14 protein-coding genes and 1 pseudogene are annotated in these 18,106 nt (G+C 54.5%); 5 read left to right on the top strand and 10 right to left on the bottom strand.

What is annotated here, in order from left to right; all coding sequences use genetic code 11:
- Window positions 1–150 precede the first annotated feature (150 nt).
- Window positions 151–1,095 carry a zinc dependent phospholipase C family protein gene (locus H9L05_RS01910; RefSeq protein WP_187732808.1) on the top strand — a complete coding sequence of 315 codons (945 nt, stop codon included), beginning with the start codon at window positions 151–153 and terminating at the stop codon, window positions 1,093–1,095.
- Window positions 1,092–1,427: a hypothetical protein gene (locus H9L05_RS01905; protein ID WP_187732807.1), complete on the top strand. Its 336-nt coding sequence runs from the start codon at window positions 1,092–1,094 to the stop codon at window positions 1,425–1,427. The genes H9L05_RS01910 and H9L05_RS01905 overlap by 4 nt, the downstream gene beginning before the upstream one ends.
- Window positions 1,428–1,619: 192 nt before the next feature.
- Here the strand turns inward: H9L05_RS01905 and H9L05_RS01900 are convergent, their stop codons facing one another.
- The 4 genes from H9L05_RS01900 to H9L05_RS01885 form a co-directional block, all read right to left on the bottom strand.
- A complete protein-coding gene (locus H9L05_RS01900; protein WP_187732806.1) occupies window positions 1,620–3,008 on the bottom strand; it encodes a TolC family protein in 1,389 nt (462 codons plus the stop codon).
- A gap of 165 nt (window positions 3,009–3,173) precedes the next feature.
- The gene (locus tag H9L05_RS01895) at window positions 3,174–6,182 is read right to left on the bottom strand and encodes an efflux RND transporter permease subunit (protein ID WP_317175068.1); all 3,009 of its coding nucleotides are present in this window, start codon (window positions 6,180–6,182) and stop codon (window positions 3,174–3,176) included.
- Window positions 6,183–6,232: 50 nt separating this feature from the next.
- The gene (locus H9L05_RS01890) at window positions 6,233–7,387 is read right to left on the bottom strand and encodes an efflux RND transporter periplasmic adaptor subunit (RefSeq protein WP_187732805.1); all 1,155 of its coding nucleotides are present in this window, start codon (window positions 7,385–7,387) and stop codon (window positions 6,233–6,235) included.
- A 260-nt stretch (window positions 7,388–7,647) separates the two neighbouring features.
- Window positions 7,648–8,142: a YciE/YciF ferroxidase family protein gene (locus H9L05_RS01885; RefSeq protein ID WP_187732804.1), complete on the bottom strand. Its 495-nt coding sequence runs from the start codon at window positions 8,140–8,142 to the stop codon at window positions 7,648–7,650.
- A gap of 186 nt (window positions 8,143–8,328) precedes the next feature.
- On the opposite strand from H9L05_RS01885, the gene H9L05_RS01880 reads away from it, so the two are divergent.
- Entirely contained in the window at window positions 8,329–8,691 is a 363-nt protein-coding gene (locus H9L05_RS01880; protein WP_187732803.1) for an MGMT family protein, read from the top strand.
- 105 nt (window positions 8,692–8,796) lie between these two features.
- Here H9L05_RS01880 and H9L05_RS01875 read toward each other — a convergent pair whose 3' ends face one another.
- The 6 genes and pseudogenes from H9L05_RS01875 to xseA all read right to left on the bottom strand — a co-directional run bounded on the left by H9L05_RS01875 (window position 8,797) and on the right by xseA (window position 13,381).
- On the bottom strand, window positions 8,797–9,210 hold the full coding sequence (locus tag H9L05_RS01875) for a response regulator (protein ID WP_187732802.1): 414 nt from the start codon (window positions 9,208–9,210) through the stop codon (window positions 8,797–8,799).
- Window positions 9,203–10,036, bottom strand: a complete 834-nt coding sequence (locus tag H9L05_RS01870) for a sensor histidine kinase (RefSeq protein ID WP_223284886.1) — start codon at window positions 10,034–10,036, stop codon at window positions 9,203–9,205. The genes H9L05_RS01875 and H9L05_RS01870 overlap by 8 nt, the downstream gene beginning before the upstream one ends.
- 129 nt (window positions 10,037–10,165) lie before the next feature.
- Entirely contained in the window at window positions 10,166–10,957 is a 792-nt protein-coding gene (locus tag H9L05_RS01865) for a hypothetical protein (protein WP_187732800.1), read from the bottom strand.
- A 32-nt stretch (window positions 10,958–10,989) separates the two neighbouring features.
- Complete coding sequence (locus H9L05_RS01860) at window positions 10,990–11,370, bottom strand: hypothetical protein (RefSeq protein ID WP_187732799.1); 381 nt, start codon at window positions 11,368–11,370, stop codon at window positions 10,990–10,992.
- Between the two features lie 174 nt (window positions 11,371–11,544).
- Window positions 11,545–11,877, bottom strand: coding sequence for an exodeoxyribonuclease VII small subunit (xseB, locus tag H9L05_RS01855; protein WP_187732798.1), 333 nt, complete (start codon window positions 11,875–11,877; stop codon window positions 11,545–11,547).
- Window positions 11,878–12,011: 134 nt separating this feature from the next.
- Window positions 12,012–13,381, bottom strand: a pseudogene (gene xseA / locus H9L05_RS22920) (exodeoxyribonuclease VII large subunit).
- A 219-nt stretch (window positions 13,382–13,600) separates the two neighbouring features.
- On the opposite strand from xseA, the gene H9L05_RS01840 reads away from it, so the two are divergent.
- Complete coding sequence (locus tag H9L05_RS01840) at window positions 13,601–15,718, top strand: M13 family metallopeptidase (RefSeq protein ID WP_187732796.1); 2,118 nt, start codon at window positions 13,601–13,603, stop codon at window positions 15,716–15,718.
- Between the two features lie 164 nt (window positions 15,719–15,882).
- Window positions 15,883–17,979, top strand: a complete 2,097-nt coding sequence (locus tag H9L05_RS01835; RefSeq protein ID WP_187732795.1) for a M13 family metallopeptidase — start codon at window positions 15,883–15,885, stop codon at window positions 17,977–17,979.
- Window positions 17,980–18,106 lie beyond the last annotated feature (127 nt).

The following is an 18,106-nucleotide window of genomic DNA, read 5'->3' as shown; positions in this document are numbered from 1 at the left end:
TAGATAAAAATGCCCCCAGTGCTTTTTAAGCCAAATAGACAAAGCAGCGAAATAGGTGTAGGGGTTAGATAACTCCTGTTCAGCTTTCGCGTACTGCCTATTCTAAAAGTCCAACTTTCAGCACCTTACCTCTTGCTTCTAAACACTACTATGCTGAAATGGCTTTTTTCCGCTCTGGCAGCTCTGTTGTTTTGTGCGCCATCCGCTTCTGCCTACTCTGTACTCACTCATCAGGCCAACATCGATTCGACGTTTGACGTGTGCCTAGTGCCGCTTATTAAAAGCCGCTTTGGCGCTGCCACCCGCGAGGAGTGGATAGAGGCCAAGTCATACGCCTACGGGGGGGCAATTATTCAGGATATGGGCTTTTATCCATTTGGCTCTAAGTTATTTACCAATCTGACACATTACGTACGCAGCGGCGACTTCGTGCGCAATCTGCTCGATGAGGCCCATGACCGCAATGAGTATGCTTTCGCTTTGGGTGCCTTGGCTCATTATGTAGCTGATATCAAAGGCCATCCGGCGGGTACCAACGTAGCTATGGCCTCCGTGTACCCCGATCTGAAGGCTAAGTTTGGTTCGGCTATTACCTACCACGAAGCGCCCGTGCAGCATACTCAGCTCGAGTTTGCCTTCGATGTGGTGCAGTTGGCCAGTGGTCGGTATCGCTCGGCCGACTACCAAAGCTTTATTGGTTTTCAGGTGAGCAAACCCGTTCTGGAGCGCGCTTTTTTGAAAACCTATGGCTTGGAGTTGGGGCAGGTATTAGCCAATGTAGACTTGGCGGTGGGCAGCTACCGCTTTGCCGTGCGCCAGCTCATTCCGATTGCCGCCCGCGCGGCCTGGCACGCCGAGCGCGACGAAATCAGGAAGCTGAGCCCCGGGCCCGGCGCCGCGACTATATGTACCGGCAAAGTGAGCGGGAATATCGCCGCCAGTATGGCACTGACTACCAGAAGCCTGGGTTTGGAGCCCGGATGTTATCGCTGGTGGTGCGGGTGCTGCCCAAAATTGGCCCCCTGCAGCCTTTCGCCTTCAAACTGCCTACTCCTGAGGCGCAAGAGCTGTTTAAGAAAAGCGTCCGCATCGTGATGAGGGAGTATTGCAACCTGGCGCAGCAGGAACAAACGGCTAAATCGCCCCCACTGCCGAATGCCGACTTCGATACCGGGCGTCCCACACGCGCGGGCGAGTATGCTCTCGCCGACGAAACCTACGGGGAATGGGTGCGCAAACTCGCCGACAAGAAGTTCGACAACATCTCGGCCCCACAGCGGCAGAACATCCTGGCTTTCTTTGGTGATATGTCGAAGCTGCCCGTGGATGAGGAGGAAAAGGAAGCCAAGAACCTGGAAAAAACCCGCGCAGCACTCGAAGAGCTGCGAAACATGCAGGCGCCCGTAGTGAAGGAAGAGAAGCCTTAGCCGGTAAACAGACCCAACGCGTGTTGCCCTCAGGCTGTTTGCTTAGAGCGTATCAGAGAATTCACGCAACGTCGTTTGCGTCGTGTTTTATCTGGCATTTGCTTGTCGAAGCATGACAGGGAAATCAAATCCCTAAACACGCTTGTATTTGCGCCTGATTCAATCTAGGGGCTTTTTTGGGCTTCTGCTCGGCTAGGGTCGGGAAGTAGCTTCCTGCACCAGATATCCGCTAAGGCGACGCAGAGCGGTTTCGGCCTGCTTAGCTTGGTAGCGAATGTCAAGCAAACGCACTTCGGCATCGAGTTGGCTGCGCTGAGCCACGCGCAAATCCAGGGGCGTGAGCAGACCCAGGCGGTAGCGGGCCAGGGCAATGTTTATGTTTTCGCGGGCCAGCAGAATGTTTTCTTCCTCCAGCTGTAACAGTTGCAGGCGGTTCTGGTAGCGGTTCAGGGCCTGCTCGGTTTCAGCATCTAGGTTCAGGCGGGTCTGATCGAGCAGCAGCTGGCTTTGCTCCTCAATTACGCGGGCATTCTGCTCTAGGCGGCGCTGCTCGAAGCCGTTGAAAAGAGGCACAGTCGCCGTCACTCCGTAGTTCAGCCCCGCGTTGCGGCTAATGTTGGTAGCCAGCTGTGTACCGAAAAAAGCGGCGTTATTGATGTTGCGCGACAGAACGTAACCGCTCGTGAGGTTCACGCGGGGCCAGCGCGCCGAGCGCACCAGGCGCCGCTCGTAGCGGGCCACGTCCACGCCGAGGCGTGCCTGCTGCAATCGTGGGTTTTGGTCAATTACGCCCTGTACAATTTCTTCCGCCTGCAAGCCCGTCACCACCACAATCGAGTCGATGGGCTGAAAGTCGGTAAGGGTGGTGCGGCCGATGAGACTATTGAGGTTAATTTTTGCGGTATTCAGCAATTCCTGCTGTTGCAGGAGCAAGGAACGGTCGGCATTATAGTCTACGCGGGCCGTCAGCACTTCTACTTTCGCACTCACGCCCACGTCTACGCGGCCCTGCGTAAGGTCAATGCGCTGCTGTCCGATGTTGAGCGCTTCTTCCAGCGAGCGAATCTTGCCCGACTCGCGCACTACGTTGAAGTACGCGTCGGTGATGTTGGCCACGCTCTCCTCAATGGTCGCCCGCGTGATTATCTGCTGCTGGCGCTCCAAGGCTTTCAGACGGTCGTAGGCGATGAACATGCCGAGGCCATCAAAAATAGTCCAGTTGAGCGCTACGTTGGCGTTAAGAAAGTTCGACTCGGCCCCGTTGGAAATCCGCGGGGGCTGGTCACCGAGTTGCTGACGTACATCATTAATGTTGAAGGTGCGGGTGAAATTTCCGTTCACGGCCGGCAGCTGACCCGCATTGCCGCGCGTCACGTTATTGCTGACGATCTGCTCGTCGGTGCGCGCTAGCCGAATGCCGTAGTTGTTTTCCAACCCAATCTGAATGGCCTGCTGCAAGGTGAGCGGCGGGGCAGGAGCTACGGTTTGGGGCTTAGCAGTCTGGTCTTGTTGCCCCCACGCCAGCGGCGAAATACTGAACAGCAAAAAAGAGAAAAACAGCGAACGGGAAAACAAGGACATTCTTACCAAGAAAAGGCAGACTACTAAAAAATATGGGCCGTCAGGGCTACGTATCAACCGCTACCTCGGATGAGCACCCTGGGGGCAGTTATCAGGCGGCTAAGGCTTTCTCAACCTCTTCCTGCTTTTTGCTGTGCTTCTTAGCCGTGGCAAAATACGAGTACATTACCGGTACCACGTACAGCGTGAGGCCAGTGGCGAAAAAAAGCCCCCAACCACCCCGATACCCATGGCCCGGCGGCTAAGCGCGCCCGCACCGGTAGCGATGGCAATAGGCAGAATACCCAGGATGGCGCATAAGCTGGTCATCAGGATGGGCCGCAGACGGGCAGTCGAGCCTTCTATCAAGCCCGTCATATAGTCGGCCCCTTGCTCTACGCGCTGGTTAGCAAACTCCACAATCAGGATACCGTTCTTGGTCACCAGCCCGATAAGCATGATGATACCGATTTGCGAAAACAGGTTCAGGCTCTGATTGAAGTACCACAAGCTCAACAGGGCCCCCGATAATGCCAACGGCACCGTCACCATGATAATCAGTGGGTCGCGGAAACTCTCAAACTGCGCCGCCAGCACCAGATAAATGAGTACCAGCGCTAAGCCGAAAGCAAAAACCAGGGAAGAAGAGCTTTCCTGGAAGTCGCGGGAAGCACCTGAAAGCTCGGTAGAAAAGGTTTCGTCCAGCTGCTTATCGGCAATTGCCTGCATGGCGGCAATACCACCACCGAGTGTCTGGCCAGGTGCCAGCGAAGCAGAAAAAGTAGCCGAGTTGTAGCGGTTCGTACGGTAGAGCTGCGGCGGCGTGCTACTTTCTGTCAGGCGAATCACGTTGTCCAATTGCACCAGTGTGCCGTCGGTGCTTTTCACCGACAGCAGACGCACATCCAAGGGTTGATTCCGATCTTCGCGGGCTACTTGACCAATGATTTGGTACTGCTTGCTGCCCCGAATAAAGTAGCCGTAACGCTGTCCGCTCAAGCCCGCTTGAAGAGTCTGGCTGATGCTCTGCACCGATACGCCTAAGCTCTGCGCCTTTTCGCGGTCAATGGTAATGCGAAGCTCTGGCTTATTAAACTTCAGGTTGACGTCCACAAACTGGAAAGTAGGGTCTTCGCGGGCTGCCGCCAAGAATTTCGGCACTGCCGTCCGCAGCTTCTCAAAATCCTGGGTTTGAATAACAAACTGAACCGGTAAGCCGCCCCCGCCATTACCGATACTTTGATCCTGCGAAACCGAAGTACGCGCTGCGGAAAGGCGTTTCACTCCATTCGATAAGGTAGCCGCAATCTGGTCTTGGTTTAGCGGCCGATTATCGGCCTCAACCAACATCACGCGGGCAATACCTGAGTTGCTACCACCGCCGAAACCGGGAGAGGTGACCGTATAGACACTGTTTAAATTTTCCTTGCTGACCGAGTCGGTAATGAGCTTCGTAAGATCGGCCATATAATCCTCCATGTACTCAAACGAGGCTCCTTCTGGCCCGGTAGCGTTGATGTTGATCCGGCTACGATCTTCCACGGGGGCCAATTCGGAAGGGATAAGTTGCAGGAAGCCCCAAATACCGACGCCCGTGCCTACCACCATCACCCACGCCATCCAGCGGTTGCGCAGAAAGGTGTTGAGACTGTTTTCATAGCCGGAAGTCATGCGCTCAAAAAACGGCTCCGTCTTGCGATAAAACCAGTTGTGCTTTTCCTGACGCTTCAGTAGCACCGAGCACATCATGGGCGTAAGCGTGAGCGAGACAAAAGCGGAAATCAGTACCGAACCGGCCACCACAATCCCGAATTCGCGGAAAAGGCGCCCCGTAATACCTGTCAGGAAAACCACGGGCAGGAATACCGCCGCCAGCACCACCGTCGTGCTGACTACAGCCAGCAGGATTTCCTCGGAGCCTTTGATGGCGGCCGTTCTAGGGTCTTCGCCGTCTTCAATGCGGGAATAGATATTTTCCAGTACCACAATGGCATCATCTACCACCAGGCCAATAGCCAGTACAATGGCCAGTAGCGTGAGCACATTGATGGAGAAGTTTAGCAAGTACATTACGAAGAATATACCCACCAAGGACACCGGAATGGCCACCACCGGAATAAGGGTGGAGCGCCAATCGCGCAGAAATAGAAAGATTATAACAACCACCAGCACAAAGGCTTCGATAATTGTGTGCTCTACTTCGGCAATAGATTGACGGATGAAGATAGAGTAGTCAACACCCGTTTGAAGTTTTAAATCATTCGGCAAATCCTTGCTATAAAGCTCAATGCGCTTGTTGAACTCATCGGCAATATCGATCTGGTTGGAACCCGGCTGTGGTACCACGGCCAAGGCTACTCCGGGGGTTCCGTTCACCCGGAAAATCGTTTGATCGTTCTCTGGATACAGTTCAGCGTAGCCAATGTCGGAAAGCCGTACCAGGGAAGAAGCGTCTTTCCGAATTATAAGATTGTTGAATTCCTCAACGGAAGTAAGGCGGCCCATAGTCCGCAGGGTGAGCTGCGTATTCTGGCCCGTTACGGCACCGCTGGGCAATTCCACGTTTTCACGGCTAAGGGCCGCTTGCACGTCAACAGGCGACACGCCCAGGGCCGATAGCTTCACTGGGTCCAGCCACAGACGCATAGAGTACTTGCGCTCGCCGTACACCCGGATTTCCGATACGCCCGGAATGGTTTGGAGGCGCTCCTTTAGGGTATTGTTGGCATAGTCAGTCAACTCCAGCAGGTTGCGCCGATTCGAGCTCAGGTAAGTGATTACAATGGGCTGCGAGTCGGCGTTGGCCTTGCTAACTACCGGCGGATCTATATCGCGGGGCAGGCGGCCCTGAGCACCCGAAACCTTGTCGCGCACGTCGTTGGCAGCGGTTTCCAGGTCGGCATCGAGGTCAAACTCTACCGTAATCTGGGTACGACCGTCGCGGGAGTTAGAAGTCAGGTTTTTGATACCGGCAATGCCGTTCAGGGCTTCCTCCAACGGCTCCGTTACCTGTCCCTGCATTACATCGGCCGAAGCACCGGTGTAGCTGGCCGAAACAGTGATAATAGGCGGATCAACGCTGGGATATTCCCGAACACTTAAATACCGGAACCCAATAACGCCAAATATCACGATGACGAGGCTCATCACGATGGCGAGAACGGGCCGGTTGATACTGGTTGAGGATAAGCTCATAAGGATTGGAAGAGTAAAAAAGCCCCCCGCTTATAAAAGCAGAGGTAGGCTTACTTAATCACGCGTACAGCGTCGCCGGGCTTCACTTGTAGAATACCGGTTCGAATCACGGAGTCACCTACGGCCAAGCCATCGGTTATCTGAATCACTTTATCAGAGCGAATACCGATTTTTACCTTCTTGGGGGCCATTTTCCCGTTTTCTACCGTGTACACACTGTAGCCGCTGGCTTCCGGAATCACGGCCTCGGTGGGCACCTGCAAAGCATCAGTTGATGCGCCGAGCTGCAGGTTCACTTTTACGAAAGCGCCGGGACGCAGCTCGTCTTTGGTGTTGGCGTAGCGGGCACGCACGGGTTGGGTGCGGCTTACGGGGTCAATCTGAGGATCGATGGCGTAAACCTTAGCGTCGTACTGCTTATTGGTACCTTCATCAGTCACCTTCACCACGTCGCCGACGCGCACATTGTTAGCAAAGCGGCCGGGCACGGCAAAGTCAATCTTGACGGGCCGCACGCGGGAAAGCGTCGTGATTTCAAAGCCAGGGCTCACATAAGTGCCAACGGTGGCAGTCGTCAGGCCAAGCACTCCATCGAAGGGAGCACGTACGAAAGCGCGGTCGAGGGTGGCCCGTAGCGCCTGCAAGTCCGATTGGGCCGTGAGGTACTGGTTATTGGCCTGCTCATATTCCTGAGCACTGATATATTCCTTCTCCAGCAGCGTGCGCTGGCGCCGCTCCTGGTCGCGGTAGAGCTTAATATTGTATTCCTGCTTGCGAATAGCTGCCTGCGCTTCATCGGCATTGATGCTGAAAAGCAACTGGCCTTTCTTCACCGGCTGGCCTTCCCTGATGTTCAGGCTGGTGATTTTGCCAGAAAGCTCGCTTTTAATAACTACCGATTCGTCGGGGAGAACTGAGCCGGTAGCGGCCACCTGATCAGATAAATTGGTGGGTTGTACCACATACACCTGCACTGGAGCTTTAGCGCCTCCACCGCCACCCGCGCCCCCACGGCCACCGCCCGGAGCACTTTTGCCCCCTGGACCTCCTTTTCCACCCGCCGTGGGGGAAGGAAAGTAACGCATCTTAACAAAAACCGCTGCGGCAATGGCTGCTACAGTCAGGACAATCCAGAGTATTCTGCGCCCGGGGCGCGACTCTTCTATCTCTTCGGGCACAAGTACTTCTTTCTCCTTAGTTTGCATGTGATGAGGGAGCTATTCCCAACTCAGTATCAGTGTTATAAAGACCTTTGGGGCAGCGATGTATATCAACGCCGCGGCCCCTTCGTAAGTTTAGTTGTAGCCGTCGGGAGGGGTAAATAAGTGGTTCAGATAAAGTATCCGCAAGCCGATTTTGCCCCCCAGTGGCATTAGCTGCCCTTTTTAAAATGGTTCGCCTAGCCACTTATGACACAAAAAAAGCCTGCAGGTTGCAGGCTTTTTTGTAAAAATATTCAGAAAGCTTACATCGCCTTCTGGTTCAGGTAGTTCTTCGCCAGGTCGTTGAGTTTGGTATCAGTCAGTTGCTCTTCCTGCAATGACTGACGGAGCAAAGAAGCCGCTTCGCTGTGGCCCAGGCGCTCGGCGTAGTGAGCAGCCGTACCGTAGCCAGCAATTTCGTAGTGCTCGATGCGCTGGGAGGAGGCAATCAGGGCAGCGTCCATTACTTCGTCGGTTGCATTCTCCGACATGGTTTCATTGCCTTCGGCAATCAGTCCTTCCATTGCTTTGCAGGTGTGGCCGCTCAGCTTCAGGTCCATTGCCTTACCGATTTGCTCCAGTCGGGCCACCTGGTTTTTGGTTTCCTGCAGGTGCTTCTCAAAACCTTGGCGCAAACGCCCATCTTTAGCTTCAGCCGCCATTTTTGGCAGGGCCTTCACCAGCTGATTCTCGGCGCTGTAAAGGTCTTTGAGTTGCATTTCGAATAAATCGTCGAGGCTTTCTAGTTTGTCGAACATAGCAGTTTGTTAGGTTGGATGGGTTGAGGAATTAAAACGAGAAACAAAACGAGGCTCTTGCTAAGCCTCGTCCTGCTATGGTACGACTGTAAGGGGAGTCGGGTTAGTATAAAAAAACGGTATTTTGCTACAGTGGAGCTTGTTTTGCTGGCCGGTTTGGACGCGGTTTTCCGTTTACTTTGCCCTATGAACACACCCAAAGAACAGGCAGACAGCCAGCGCAATTTTTTTCAGGATGTGCACGAAGTTGTTCGGCTGATTCCGCCCGGCCGGGTGAGTACGTACGGCGCTATCGCGCACTACCTCGGTGCCCGCCACGGGGCGCGTATGGTAGGGTATGCCCTCATTGCTGCCGTGCCGGCCCGCGGACTGGAGCAGGTACCGGCCCAACGCGTCGTCAATAGGAACGGTTTGCTTACGGGGCGCCACCATTTTGCTACGCCTACCGCCATGCAGGAAACACTGGAAGCCGAAGGCGTACGGGTAGCCGACGATCAGGTGCAGGATTTTAAAAAGGTCTTCTGGGACCCAGCGCAGGAGTTAATCTAGTATGTAGCGCCAGCCGCTGACCACGCAAAATCAGCTGGCGAATTCACTAAAAAGCCCCCAGATATTTGCTGGGGGCTTTTTAGTGAAGCAGTAATATATTATGAATCATTTCTTAAGCAACGAAGCAGGCCGGGCTATCTTCTGACGAATAACAACTTCGATAGACTTCCGCACCTCTTCCGGGTTCGCGTTTTTGAGCAGATAGCCATGCGCGCCCTCGGCCCGCAGATTGTCGATCAATTCAGGCTCATCATGCATAGAAATAATAATGACCCGCACATACGGGTATTGAACCCGAAGCAGCCGAATCGTTTGCAAACCGTCGAGCACGGGCATCTGCAAGTCCATCAGAATCACGTCGGGCACTACCCCAAAGTCCAATCGCTCCAGAAGCTCTTGTCCGTCGCCGGCTTCGAACAGGACCTCCATACCAGTAAAACCACTAACCAAAGCCCGTAAACCTTTACGAAATAACAAATGGTCATCAACAACCGCGACGCGAATAATATCACTATTCATGGATATGTGCATTTATATTTGCCTGATCATTAACAAGATAGGGAATTGGGAGTGTAATCCAAACCCGAGTACCATCGCCCGGAGCAGACTCATGGTGAAGGGTGCCGCGCAGCACGGCCACCCGGCTTCGTAAGTTGGTAAGCCCCAGCCCAGTACGGGTGCCGGGGGCGGGCACACTCTCGTTGGCAATGGGGTTAAATCCTATTCCATCATCACTGTAATGTAAGCTGAGCTGCTGCTCTTGAAAGTTAACAGCAATGCGCAACGTATCGGCTTGTGCATGTTTGAGGCCATTGCCCAGCAGCTCCTGCGCAATGCGGTACACAATCAATTCCAGGGCAGGATCGAGGCGGCGGGGGGTGCCTTCCTGCTCTATAAAGACCTTCGTTTGCGCATCAGGCGGTACGGTGCGGGCCAGCGCATCCAGCGCGAAGGGCAGCCCGAACTTCTGTAAAGCTGCCGGCAACAGATTACGAGAAATCCGTCGCACCTCCGTAATTACCTGGTCGAGCAGATCGGTGGCTTCCTTTGTGCGGGCGGGGTCGCCGAGAGAGTGCAAGTGCATTTTGGCAATGGCCAGTGTGGTGCCCACCCCATCATGCAGATCGGCAGCAATGCGCTGGCGCTCTTCTTCCTGGGCAAGCAGAGCGGCTTCAAGTGCCTGTTGCTGACCATCTTCGCGCATCTTCTGCAACTCCAGCTGCTGTCGCATGCGCCGCCGCTGATCCCGGATCACAAACGTCACAATGCCGCCGGCCAGCAGCAGCAGAATGGGTGTGATAAGCAGGAGGGCAATAAGCTCCTTCGACATAATGGGCAACTTCACCAAGTCTCACCATCTGCTAACAGACGCGTACTTAGTGGGAAGAAAGTATTAGATTAAAACAACAGCCAAGAATATGGAGAAATGCCCCCATAGTACGGATAAAGGTAACTAAGAGCGAATGTTAAATACCTAACACTTTCGAAGTTCCTCATTCCGTAGCTGCTCAGAAAGCGGCTGGTACAGCAAGCGGAAAGGGCGCGGCTGCCAACTACTGTAATGCAGCCATTTAGGCAGGGCACGGCGGGGAGCAGTGCTAAGCGGATAAAAGGCGAACATCCAAGCTAATAGCGCCATAGCAATGGCAAAAAGCAGTACATCTGGCGTAGTAAAAAGCCTGTCTAAATTCAGCCTTGTATGATAGTCATAGTCAGAAATATAGATTGTTTTGACTGCTACAAAAGAGATAATTGAGCACGAACTGTATAGTAGCACCGCCACACTCAAAAAGAAGTCTGGTTGTTTTTCCAGCGCAGTATAGGGGGATGAGTTAATTAAATGGGAAATATGAACCAATGCCAAAACAATAAGAATAGTGCAGCCAAAAGAATGCGAATAGGTATTGAGATAAGTGAACAAGCCACTTAAGAAAGCGGCATCTAGGAAGGCAACTCCTGAAAAGAGAATTAAGCTTATCGGAATAGCTGCTCGAACGCGACTAGGAGGTAGCAGGCGGCGGTATGTCTGAGCTACGAAAAAAACGAGCAGAAGCGTGCCTAAGTGATAGATATAGATGTTGTTATGAATTGTGATTCGACTTATTCTATCTAAAAAAAAGAAAAATGCTTCGGCGCCAATGTAGTAGTAGACTGGCTTGAGCTTGTAAGGAATATTGCGCCGCCTTAGAAAAGCCACCGCAAACGGCAACAAAGGCGCGGCCTCTAAAACCCGATTAACGAGATGAAGCCGCGCCCAAGAGTCCATAGTAATTTGATTGGTCGTAAATAACAGTAGTGCTACTGCATCAGCGGACTATTGGGGTCGCAATTATCAGGGCACCCCATAGGGGTATCGCCCACTGCATCGTCTCCGTCGTCTGGTAAAGTACCGTCACTCATACGGTGAGGCAGCAAGTCGTTGCCTTTGTCATCGACGCCAACTACTACCACCCGGCCTACGCCCAAATCATCGATGGCCTGATAGAAGCGCAAACCGGCACATTCAGGCTTCTCATTTAGCATATCAAGCAGAAAATCTTTGCCGAAATAGTGCGATAATGTAGGCTTGTCGGTTGGTTGGTTGTGGTCCCGGCGAAATTTCTCAGTCCAGCGAACCGCATCTTTTAGCTTCATTCGTTTGCCGGCGCAGGGGTCAAATGGGGGTATAGTAACGTCCATAAAAGTGAGTGTGAAATAGGTGTGTTAGGAATAGAAATGAAGCCAGATACACCATAAGCATATTGGCGGATCCAAATATAAGTATGGCCTGTTGGATTAAAACATGCCACACCTGTATCATTTGAAAATAAGCTATTACATATCACACTCAAATTCGGAGTGCCTCAGGGCCACTTAGAAAGGCAGCTGGCCAGAGGCATCGGGCGGCGGAGCCATAGGACGAGGACGCAAGACCCGACCACTTGAAACGGGCGGGGGAGGAGTCTGATCCGCATCATCTTCGTCCGTGAAATCTTCTTGCAGTTCGTCTTCGTCGTCCAGGTTTTCAAACACACGGTCGATAGCCGATTCGGCGGAGCGGAGCTTTTGCTTGCACAGCCGGATCAGCTCGGCGGAGCGCTGCACGCGGGCCGTAAGGTCGTCCACGTCTATTGTATCGGTTTCGAGGGCTCGCAGAATGGTTTCCAGCTCTTCAATAGCTTGGCGATAAGTCAGGTCGTTGGTCATGGGGAAAGGTGTCAGGCAGCGCTTAGCAAACTAAGTAGGCCGCACAGTAATGGAAATATAAAGTGGGGGGCTTTTTTTATAAGTAAAAGCATCGTTACAGCCGGCTATGCTGCTTTTATACTGTATTACGCTAGCTAAGCCAGGGTTGAGAGTTTAGCCGGAAGCAGCAGTGTCTTGTGATGGAAGTACGGTTGCAGTGCCTGCCAAAAAGCCCCCAGCGCTTCAGGCACTGCTGCGGGCCGCAACTGCGCCAGTCGTAGCTCGGCCCGATGCAGCAGGCGCTCAGTGGCCAGCTGCAACTGGTAGCGCCGACGCAGCAGCTGTAATTGGCGTCGCTGCTGGTGGCGCCGAAACCGTTGGGCCAAGGCCCGGCCAAACGTGCGCAGCTGTCGTTGCTGACCAGCCAGCGCCTGTTGGGCCGCCCGCTGCGCTACATGACGGGTCCGATCCAGAATGCGGTGCTGCTGCCTCAGCTGTGCCCGCGGAGCCGTGGCCGCCTGCCGGATGCGCTGATGCAGGAGGGTGCGCTGCTCTATAAACTGCGTTTGAGCCGCTTGGTGCGTGTAGCGCACAAGCCGGTGCAGCTGGTCGGCAGCGGTTTGAACCTGACCTAATGACAGCTCCCGAATACGCTCGGCGTAGCCATCAAAAGCAGCATCGAGGCGAGCCAGGCGATCCAGGAAGAAAATAGCAACGGCCGTAGGCGTTTTCAGGGCCGTGTGCGCCGTCAGGTCAACTACTGCTTCGTCGCGCTCGTGGCCGATGCCGGTAATAACGGGCACGGGAAAAGCTCCCACGGCGGCCGCCAGCCCATAATCGTCGAAGGCCAGCAGGTCGGTTTTTCCCCCACCGCCCGAATAATAACCACCGCATCGAAGTAGCGTCGCCGGGGCCGTATATGGTCGAGCGCCGCCCGAATGCTGGCGGGCGCCTCCGTGCCTTGCATCAGCGCAGGCACCAGCGTTACGGAAAAATCAAACACCGATTCGCTGAGCTGCTGCATAAAATCCTGAAAGCCAGCGGCCGTGGGCGACGAAATAACGGCCAGGCGCTGGGGACCAATGGCAAGTGGCAGCCGCTTCTGCCTATCGAGCAGGCCCTTCGCGGTGAGCTTGCGCACGGTATCAAGGCGCTGGCGGGCCAGGTCGCCGACGGTATACGTCGGGTCGAGAGCCAGCACATCGAGGCTCAGGCCGTACTGCTCATGAAACTTGATTTGCACCCGCAGCATCACCTTCAGGCCCGGCTGTAGCTCCTGGCCAGTGGCTTCATAAAAAGCTGGTGCCAACGCCTGATAGCGCTGACTCCAGATGGTAGCGCGGGCCTGGGCCTTCAGCTCGGCGCCGCGGCCGGTGCGGTGCTGGTCGGTGAGGGTGAGGTAGCAGTGGGCGCCGTCGTGGCGAGGCGGGGTCAGCTCCGCAATTTCGGCGAGTACCCAATATGATTCGGCAAAGCGGTCAGTGAGGGTTTGCTTTACGCGCAGCAGCAGCTCGGCCAGGGGCAAAGCCAGCGGCGGACGGCTGGGGGCAAATTTGGCTCGGGGCGACGATTAAAGAGCGGCGGCATAGGTAGCAAAGTACGCAATTGAGGGCGGCGGGAGCAAGGAAAAGCCGTGGAGTATATAGCTGTCTGAATTTGAGAAAGTAGAACTTAGCCCTCATCCATTTGCACGCTTTCGCTTATCTTTCTTGCCTCAACCTACTTTTCACTCATCCAAGTTCATATGAAAAACCTGAACAGTCTGACGCTGGCCGCCGTGGCCGCGGCGAGTTTTGCCTGGGCCGGGTGTAGCTCGTCGAAGACGCCGACCACCTCGGATACCGCTTCGACTACTACCACCGCGACTACCACTACTACTGCGGCTCCCGTAGTAAAGGGCGTGGGCCTGGACCCGGCCAATATTGATACGTCGGTAGACCCCTGCGACAACTTTTTTCAGTATGCTTCCGGCACTTGGCTGAAGAATAACCCCATCCCGGCCGCCGAATCGCGCTGGAGCTCTTGGAACGGGCTCATCAACCAGAACGAGGCCGTGATGCGCCAGATTCTGCAGGATGCCGCCGCCAATACCAGCGCCCCAAAAGGCAGCAACCTGCAAAAGGTAGGCGACTTCTACGCTTCCGCTATGGATTCGGCTGCTATTGATGCTGCCGGCCTGAAGCCGCTTCAGCCTGAGTTAAACCGCATTGCGGCCATCAAAGACTTGAAAGGTCTGCAGGCGTCGTTGGCGCGGCAGCAGATGCTGCGGACCCGTTCCGTATTCGGCGCAGGTGTGGCTCAAGACCGCAAAATCAGCACCCAGTACGCGGTGTATCTGTCGCAGGGCGGCCTGACGTTGCCCGACCGCGACTACTATCTGAAGGAGGACGGCCGCTCTAAAACCATCCGCACGGCTTACATGACATATCTGACCAATATGTTTAAGCTGCTCGGCGATAATGAAGCTACCGCTGCCAAGAACGCAAACACCGTGATGCGTCTGGAAACGCGGTTGGCAAAAGCTTCGAAGGACCGCGTAGCCATGCGCGACCCGTATGCCAACTACAACAAAATGACGGTGGCTGAGGCCAACAAGCAATTCCCGAACATGAACGTACCCGGCCTGTTGCAGCAGCTTGGCGTAGGTTCGGCGAAAGAAGTAATTGTTGGGCAGCCCGAGTTCCTGAAAGAAGCCAGCACGGCGCTGAAGTCGGAACCGCTTGCCGACTGGAAAACCTATCTGCGCTGGCACGTGGTATCATCGGTGGCCGATGCCTTGCCGAAGTCATTCAATGATGAGTCGTTCCGCTTCACGCAAGTGCTGACCGGGGCTAAAGAGCAGCAACCCCGCTGGAAACGCATGTTGCGTGCGACTGACGGCGCGTTGGGCGAAGCTTTCGGCCAGCTCTACGTGGACAAGGCTTTCACGCCCGAAACCAAGGAGAAGGCCATGGAAATGGTCAACAACATCCGTGAAGCGATGTCTGAGCATATCAAGCAGCTGGACTGGATGAGCGCGGCCACCAAAACGGAGGCTCAGAAAAAGCTGGACGCGTTCGTAGTGAAAATCGGCTATCCTGATAAGTGGAAGGACTATTCCGCGCTGGACATCTCGCGTGATTCGTATGTGCAAAACGTGCTGAACGCCCGCCAGTGGGATTATAAGTACAACGTGAGCAAGTTTGGCAAGCCCATCGATCGGGGCGAGTGGGGCATGACGCCGCCCACGGTGAACGCCTACTACAACTCTTCGCTGAATGAGATTGTGTTCCCCGCTGGCATCATGCAGCCGCCGTTCTTCGATCCGAAGGCCGATGACGCGGTAAACTACGGCGGCATGGGTGCCGTAATTGGTCACGAAATCACCCACGGCTTCGACGACCGTGGTCGTCAGTCTGATGCTGAAGGCAACCTGCGCGACTGGTGGACGAAGGAAGATGCGGAGAAGTTCACGCAGCGCGCCGACATGGTGGGAGCCCAATACAGCGCGTTCTCGCCCCTCGACTCGGTATTTGTAAATGGCAAGCTGACGATGGGCGAAAATCTGGCTGACTTTGGCGGTCTGAACATTGCGTTTACTGCCCTACAGAAGCAGTTAAAGAAGAAGTATCCGAACGGCGATGTGCCTAAGTACGATGGCTTTACGCCCGAGCAGCGCTTCTTCCTGTCGTGGGCTCAGATCTGGCGTACCAACGCCCGCCCCGAGTATCTGCGTCAGCAAGTGCTCACCGATTCGCACTCGCCAGCGCAGTACCGTACCAACGGCCCGCTGATGAACATGCCCCAGTTCTACGAGGCTTTCGGCTGTAAAGAAGATGCTAAAATGGTACGCGCTCAGAATCAGCGCGCCCGTATTTGGTAAGAAGCAGCTTCGTTAATTAAAGCTTAAAAAAAGCCCCGCAGAGACCTCTGGGGGCTTTTTTGTGCCTTGTTGTTGTTCGCATTACTATTGCGCTCCAGCTTTTTCTTTATCTTTCTTCACTGAATTGTCTATTTCCCCCTCTTTTTTCGCATTTCCACCCACTTATGAAAAAACAAAAAAGCCTGACCCTGGCTATGGTAGCCGCGGCTGGGTTAGCCATGGCTAGCTGTGCAACCAGCACTCCGCCAGCCACCACCGACACAACCGCCACCACTACTACCGCCCCGGCCGAAGAGCCTATGGTAAAAGGAGTAGGTCTGGATGTTGCGAACATTGATAAGACGGTTGATCCTTGCCAAGATTTCAACCAGTTCGCTAGCGGTAACTGGATGAAAAACAACCCCGTGCCGGCGGCTGAGTCGTCATGGGGAAGTTTCAATGAGTTGTTTGATAAAAACAATGCCGTAATGCGGCAGATTCTGGACGAAGCTGCTGCCAACACTAGCGCCACCAAGGGTTCCAACGCGCAGAAAGTAGGCGACTACTACTTCACTGCCATGGACTCAATGGCGATTGAGAAGGCTGGAATGACGCCTCTGAAGCCAGAGCTGGACCGCCTTGCGGCCGTGAAGGACCTAAAAGGACTGCAAACGTTGCTGGCTCGTCATCAGATGCTGCGCACGGGTGCCTTCTTCGGCGCTTATGTGGGTCAGGATGACAAGATTAGCACCCAATATGCTGTCAATCTGTACCAAGGCGGCCTTAGCTTACCCGACCGCGATTATTACCTGAAGGACGACGCTCGCTCTAAAGCTATCCGCACGGCTTACCAGACGTATCTGACCAATACGTTTAAGCTCGCCGGTGATAGTGAGGCTGCCGCAGCGAAAAATGCGGCCACGGTGATGCGCATCGAGACGCGCCTTGCCAAAGCCAGCAAAGCCCGCGTGGATCTGCGCGACCCCTACGCCAACTACAACAAAATGACGGTGGCCGAAGCGAATAAGCAATTCCCCAATTTGGGTTTGCCTACTCTGTTGGCTAACAATAAGTTGGGCGCCGCAAAGGAAGTTATCGTAGGACAGCCTGCATTCTTTAAGGAGGCTAGTTCCCTCATGAAGGACACGCCCTTGGCTGACCTGAAGACCTACATGCGCTGGCACTTCGTGACCTCTATGACCTCGGCGCTGCCAAAGTCATTTGTGGATGAGTCGTTCCGCTTCAACCAGGTGTTGAGCGGCGCTAAGCAGCAACAGCCTCGCTGGAAGCGCATGCTACGCGCTACCGATGGGGCATTAGGCGAAGCTTTCGGTCAGCTTTATGTTGACAAAGCATTCCCCGGCGATGCCAAGGCCAAGGCTTTGGAGATGGTGAACAACCTGCGCGCGGCCTTCTCGGAGCACATTCAGAAGAACACTTGGATGAGCGCGGCCACCAAAGCAGAAGCCCAGAAAAAGCTGGATGCCTTCACTGTGAAAATCGGCTATCCTGATCAGTGGAAAGATTATTCGGCCCTGAATATCAGCCGCGATTCCTACGCTCAGAACCTTATTAATACCCGCATTTGGGCATTTAATGATAACGTGAGCAAGTTCGGGAAGCCCATCGACCGGAAGGAGTGGGGCATGACGCCGCCCACGGTGAATGCCTACTATAACCCGTCGATGAATGAGATTGTGTTTCCGGCCGGTATCCTGCAGCCGCCCTTCTTCGACCCCAACGCTGACGACGCGGTAAACTACGGCGGTATGGGCGCAGTAATTGGCCACGAGCTGACCCATGGTTTTGATGATCAAGGCCGTCAGTATGACGCTGAAGGCAACCTACGCGACTGGTGGACGAAGGAAGATGCAGAGAAGTTTGAAGCCCGCGCCGCTATTGTAGGGGCGCAGTACAGCGCGTTCTCGCCCCTCGACTCGGTTTTTGTGAATGGCAAGCTGACCATGGGTGAAAACTTGGCCGACCTCGGCGGCCTGAGCATTGCTTATACCGCTTTGCAGAAGCAGCTGGAAGGCAAGCCTAAAACCAAGATAGACGGCTTCACGCCCGAGCAGCGCTTCTTCCTGGCCTGGGCCCAGATCTGGCGTACTAACGCCCGGCCTGAATCTCTGCGCCAGCAGGTGCTCACTGATCCGCACTCCCCAGGTCAGTTCCGTACCAATGGTCCGCTCCAGAATATGCCCCAATTCTATGAGGCATTCGGCTGCAAGGACGACGCTAAAATGGTGCGCGCTGAAACCAGACGTGCCGTTATCTGGTAGAGCTTTTGGCTCTTGAATTACATAAAAAAGGCGGCCCGCATGATGCGAGCCGCCTTTTTTATTGCTGGAATAAGCGAGCCATATTAGTGTCCGTAATAGCTAGATGTCGTCATCAAATTTGCCCCCA

Origin of the sequence: Hymenobacter qilianensis (assembly GCF_014489555.1) — a bacterium.
GTDB classification, from domain to species: Bacteria; Bacteroidota; Bacteroidia; order Cytophagales; family Hymenobacteraceae; genus Hymenobacter; species Hymenobacter qilianensis.
The sequence above is the reverse complement of the archived record's forward strand: the minus strand, read 5'-3'. Positions and strand labels throughout refer to the sequence as shown.